This window comes from Paenibacillus forsythiae T98, from assembly GCF_000520735.1.
Taxonomy (GTDB): domain Bacteria; phylum Bacillota; class Bacilli; order Paenibacillales; family Paenibacillaceae; genus Paenibacillus_AQ; species Paenibacillus_AQ forsythiae.
In genome coordinates this window covers 1-5,308 of the sequence record NZ_ASSC01000207.1, presented here as the reverse complement: position 1 = coordinate 5,308, position 5,308 = coordinate 1, and the positions used below count along the sequence as shown (strand labels likewise).

The following is a 5,308-nucleotide window of genomic DNA, read 5'->3' as shown; positions in this document are numbered from 1 at the left end:
GTGGGTGAGCTGTGCCGCTGGAATGCGGAGACGCGGAAGGGGTAATAAGGGAGTGCCCGAAGCTCCGGGGAACGGATATGCCCGCTCTTTTGAAACGTGAAAATTCAAGAAAATAAACCTTTTTCTCTAGCAACAGCCTGGCCCAGTATGCGTGCCGGGCTGTTTGGCTTTGTATACCGGCTTGTTTCCTTCTTTCATCTTCGTCGTCTTGTATTTAATCCCTCGAATGTGTTATCATATAGGAACATATGTTCTGCATGGAGGGTGGAAAATGCCGAAGACATACGAACCGATAACTTCGAAGACGGGAATGACACGTGTGAAAGAGGAACGGATGCCCTTCGGCTGGTCGGTCAATCCGTACCGGGGCTGTTCGCATGGCTGCAGCTTCTGCTTTGCGAGAGGATTTCAGGGATTCATTGACAAAAAGGCGGATGACGAGTTCCAGAATCATATTCTCCTCAAGATGAACGCGGCGGAAGCGCTGGAGACGCAGCTGGCGGGTCTGGCCAGAAGCTTCAGGCATGATCTTGAAGCGATGAGAAGCGAAGTGGGCGAGGTGATGATTGGAACGGTAACCGATCCTTATCAGCCGATAGAGGGCAGAACGAAGCTGACACGAAAATGTCTGATGGTGCTCGCCAAATACGGTATCAGGACCTCGGTCACCACCCGCTCCCCTTTGATCCTGCGCGACCTGGATCTGCTTGCGAACATGCGCTCCTTATCAGTTAATATCAGCATCAATACATTGAATGACGGGCTTGCGCGCAGGCTGGAGCCGGAATCGCCGCTGCCGTCCAGGAGGCTGGATACGGTCCAAAAGCTAACGGAGCGGGGGATCAGAGCGGGTGTATTCATCGCGCCGATTCTTCCGCTTCTGACGGATGATCCGAGCGAGCTTGAAGCGCTGTTCGCCGCAGCGGCGGACCGGGGAGCAGAGTCGGTTATGACTTCGCTGCTGCGTCTGTCCCGGGATGTGAAGGGCTGGTATTTCCGCACGCTGAAGGAGCAATTTCCAGACAAGCTGGAGCCGTACCGGAGGTTGTATGCGGACGGAGGACATGCCGAAGCGGGATACCGCGAGAGTATGTCCCGGCTGCTGGACGAGCTGCACCGTAAATACGGCCCTGCGTTCCGGGCCGCAGCTGAGAGGAATGCGTCGCCCGGCGGCTATCATGCAGAAGAAGCATACCCCCGGTCCGGACTGACCGAAATCGCCGGGGCTCCGCCGGTTGAGCAGTTGTCCTTCCCTTTTTGAGCGGCGGCAGGGAAGAATGGAGAATCGGCAGGACTGCGAATAGGAAAGAATGCGGCCAGGCAGGGCTTCGCATGGCGGCGAGCGGACAATCGGTGAACCCCGCACGGGACGGGGGCTGGCAAGCGCCTGCAAGAGCGGGGCATAGATGCTTTTCCCCGCAGGCTGCGTTAATATTAAAGGGAAAGTCAGCGGCCTGAAATTAATTATAGAGGTGAGGGATTGGCATGAAGAAACGCGTATTGGGCAAATCCGGTCTTGACGTTTCCGCTCTTGGTCTCGGATGCATGGGCATGTCCGAATTCTATGCCGGACGGGACGATGAAGAATCCATCCGAACGATTCACCGGGCAATCGAGCTGGGTGTTACCTTCCTTGATACGGCGGATATGTACGGAGTCGGCAGAAACGAGGAGCTGGTCGGACGGGCAATTAAAGGGCGGCGGAATGACGTTATTCTGGCCACAAAGTTCGGCAATGTGCGCGCGGAAGACGGAAGACCGCTTGGAATCAACGGTCGGCCGGAATATGTGAAGAAGGCGTGCGACGACAGCCTGCGGCGTCTCGGTGTAGATCATATTGATCTCTATTACCAGCACCGGGTCGATCCTAATACCCCGATTGAGGAAACGGTCGGCGCCATGGCCGATCTTGTGCAGGCCGGAAAAGTCCGGTTTCTCGGCTTGTCCGAGGCATCGCCCCGGACGATAGCCAAAGCGCATGCGGTTCATCCGATCACCGCGCTGCAGACGGAATATTCGCTGTGGAGCCGGGAGGTTGAGGATGAGATTCTTCCGCTCTGCCGGGAGCTTGGCATCGGCTTTGTGGCGTACAGTCCGCTGGGAAGAGGCTTCTTGACCGGTCAGATCCAATCTTTCGACGACTTGGATGAGAGCGACTATCGGAGATTCTCTCCGAGGTTCCAGGGAGACAACTTCCGCAAGAACCTTGATCTGGTTGAACGCATCCATGAAATCGCCAAGGAAAAAGGCTGCTCGTCCTCCCAATTGGCGCTGGCCTGGCTGCTCAGCCGCGGAGACGATATCGTGCCGATTCCCGGAACCAAACGGAGATCCTATCTGGAAGAGAACCTCGGTTCGCTCGATGTAACGCTTGGCAAGGATGAGCTGAGCCGGATCGACGAAGCTGCGCCGCTGGGAGCGGCGGCCGGATATCGGTATCCCGAGGCTTCGATGAAAGCCATTGACAAGTAAAGCCGCATTCATCGAATAGTATAAGATTCACCGCTGCCCGTGTGATATACTTAACAAAGACATTGCCAATACTGGGCATGAAACGTGAAATGGACAGATTCATTTGCGGGGGCTTGCGGAAGGGTGCTGCCTTGGCAATGGACAACGGGTTCCCGGGCGCCGCAAGCATCAAGCCCACAGCTCTAAGCGGGCTGCTTCACTTTGGAAGCGCCCAGGCGTTGCACGCCAGGGAACGGCCTGGCGGGGTCTCTTGCTGTCTTTTGGGAGGAAAACCCACTGTACAGGCTACGGTCAGGCAAGGCTGTATCCTTGTGTTATTTCTTCCGCTTGCAGCGGATGGCGGCCGGGAATTTGCTCAGAATAAACACAGGGCAGCTCGTGCTATATGAATAGGAAACGTCGGCAGTTCGCCTTCAAGAGCCGTATTCGCAGCTTTGGATTCATATTTTTCATTTCTGGGAGGAAGTAGAATGGCTTTTCCAATTGTGCGGCACCGCCGCTTGCGCGCCTCCGCCGGTATTCGCGGAATGGTGCGCGAGACGGTGCTGAATCCGCTGGATTTAATCCAGCCGATATTTGTTACATATGGGACAGGGATCAAGAAGGAAATCGCATCCATGCCGGGCGTCTACCATTTCTCGCTCGACACGCTGAAGGAAGAAGTGGATGACATTGTCTCCCTTGGCATACCTGCGGTTCTGCTGTTCGGCATTCCCGAGACGAAGGACGCCGTCGGCTCCTCCGGCTTTGACGAGAACGGCGTTGTGCAGGAGGCGACGCGCCTGATTAAGCAGTGGCATCCCGAGCTGCTTGTTGTCGCCGATACCTGCCTGTGCGAGTTCACCGACCACGGCCACTGCGGCATGGTGCATACCCATACCGTGGACGGCGTCCTGCACGGCGATGTGATGAACGACGCTTCGCTTGAGCTGCTGACGCGCACGGCGGTGTCCCAGGCGAAGGCCGGAGCGGATATTATCGCGCCGTCGAACATGATGGACGGCTTCGTGCAGGCAATTCGCGCCGGGCTGGATGAGGCCGGGTTCGATCATGTCCCGATCATGTCCTATTCGGTTAAATACGCTTCCGCGTTCTACGGGCCGTTCCGGGAGGCGGCGGATTCGGCGCCGCAGTTCGGCGACCGGAAGACGTACCAGATGGACCCGGCGAATGTGCGCGAAGCGATCCGCGAAGCGGAGAGCGACGTGCTGGAAGGAGCCGACATGCTGATGGTGAAGCCCGCGCTCGCCTATATGGACGTTATCCGCGTTATCCGCGAGCAGTTCGAGCTGCCGCTCGTCGCCTACAACGTCAGCGGCGAATATTCGATGGTCAAGGCGGCCGCGCAGCAGGGCTGGATCAACGAGAAAGCGATTGTGCTGGAGCTTCTGACGGGACTGAAGCGGGCGGGAGCGGATACCATCATTACGTACCACGCGAAGGACGCTGTCCGCTGGCTGCGCGGAGAATAGATCGGAGGTTTCCAAAGACAGGAGGAATCAGGAGTGGGTAAGGACAGTATCGCCCGGAGGGAGGAAGCTTCCCGGGCCGCATTTGAAGAGGCGAAGCATTACATTCCCGGCGGGGTGAACAGCCCGGTCCGGGCGTTCAGATCGGTTGGCTTGACTCCGGTGTATGTGGAGCGCGGAGAAGGCTCCCGAATCTATGATATCGACGGCAACAGCTTTATCGATTATGTCTGCTCCTGGGGACCGCTCATTATGGGACACGCCCATCCCGAAGTCGTCAAGGCGCTTCAGGAAACGGCGGTTAAGGGAACGAGCTTTGGCGCGCCTACGCTGCTGGAGACGGAAATGGCGAAGACGGTTGTGGAGCGCGTCGAGTCGGTGGATATCGTGCGTATGGTCAATTCCGGCACGGAAGCGACCATGAGCGCGATTCGCCTGGCGCGCGGATATACGGGAAAGAATAAAATCCTGAAATTCGAAGGCTCCTATCACGGTCATGGCGATAGCCTGCTGATCAAGGCCGGTTCCGGCGTCGCGACGCTCGGGCTGCCGGACAGTCCGGGGGTGCCGGAAGGCATCGCCTCTAATACGATTGCTGTGCCGTATAACAGTCTGGAATCGGTCAAGCTGGCCTTTGAGCGCTATGGCGATGATATCGCCGCTGTCATTGTCGAGCCGATTGCCGGGAATATGGGCGTTGTTCCGCCTGCTCCCGGGTTTCTGGAAGGCTTGCGCAAGTTGACCGAGGATTATGGCGCCCTGCTTGTATTTGACGAGGTAATGACCGGCTTCCGTGTGAACCGGGGCTGCGCGCAGGGACTGTTCGGCATCCGACCGGACCTGACCTGCTTCGGCAAGGTGATTGGCGGCGGTCTTCCCGTCGGCGCCTATGGCGGACGCCGGGAGATTATGGAGCAGATCGCGCCTACCGGGCCGATCTACCAGGCGGGTACGCTCAGCGGCAATCCGCTGGCGATGGCGGCGGGTCTTACGACGCTGCGGCTGCTGACGCCGGAGGTGTATGAGCGGCTGGAAGCCCTTGGCGCGCGGCTGGAAGCCGGGCTTAAGGCGAACGCGGAAGAGACCGGGATTCCGCTGACCGTAAACCGGGTCGGCTCAATGGTCTGCCCGTTCTTTACAGCGGGCCCGGTAACGAACTACGATACCGCGAAGAGCAGCGATGTGAACCGTTTCCGCGCTTATTTCGGCAAAATGCTGGAGCTGGGCATCAGCCTGCCTCCTTCGCAATTTGAGGGCATGTTTATTTCGGCGGTGCACAGCGAGCGGGATATCGACGACACGATTGAGGCTCACCGCACGGCGCTGAAGGCGCTGTGAAGCCGGGAGAGCCTGTGAGGAAGCCAGGC

The 5,308-nt window shown here is 58.0% G+C and carries 4 protein-coding genes; all 4 read left to right on the top strand.

Annotation, left to right across the window (positions count from 1 at the left end):
• The first annotated feature begins 271 nt into the window (after window positions 1-271).
• The 4 genes from L692_RS0107285 (at window position 272) to hemL (ending at window position 5,279) form a co-directional block, all read left to right on the top strand.
• A complete protein-coding gene (locus L692_RS0107285) occupies window positions 272-1,261 on the top strand; it encodes an SPL family radical SAM protein (protein ID WP_025698525.1) in 990 nt (329 codons plus the stop codon).
• Window positions 1,262-1,485: 224 nt separating this feature from the next.
• The gene (locus L692_RS0107280) at window positions 1,486-2,472 is read left to right on the top strand and encodes an aldo/keto reductase (RefSeq protein ID WP_025698524.1); all 987 of its coding nucleotides are present in this window, start codon (window positions 1,486-1,488) and stop codon (window positions 2,470-2,472) included.
• A gap of 470 nt (window positions 2,473-2,942) precedes the next feature.
• Window positions 2,943-3,944 (top strand): porphobilinogen synthase, encoded by a 1,002-nt coding sequence (gene hemB / locus L692_RS0107270; RefSeq protein WP_025698521.1) that lies wholly within the window; start codon window positions 2,943-2,945, stop codon window positions 3,942-3,944.
• A 33-nt stretch (window positions 3,945-3,977) separates the two neighbouring features.
• The gene (hemL, locus tag L692_RS0107265) at window positions 3,978-5,279 is read left to right on the top strand and encodes a glutamate-1-semialdehyde 2,1-aminomutase (protein ID WP_025698520.1); all 1,302 of its coding nucleotides are present in this window, start codon (window positions 3,978-3,980) and stop codon (window positions 5,277-5,279) included.
• Window positions 5,280-5,308: the final 29 nt, after the last annotated feature.

Bases quoted from the DNA above. Each gene is read 5' to 3' on its own strand.
- L692_RS0107280 (WP_025698524.1), top strand. From the start codon at position 1,486: ATGAAGAAACGCGTATTGGGCAAATCCGGTCTTGACGTTTCCGCTCTT.
- L692_RS0107285 (WP_025698525.1), top strand. From the start codon at position 272: ATGCCGAAGACATACGAACCGATAACTTCGAAGACGGGAATGACACGT.
- hemB (WP_025698521.1), top strand. From the start codon at position 2,943: ATGGCTTTTCCAATTGTGCGGCACCGCCGCTTGCGCGCCTCCGCCGGT.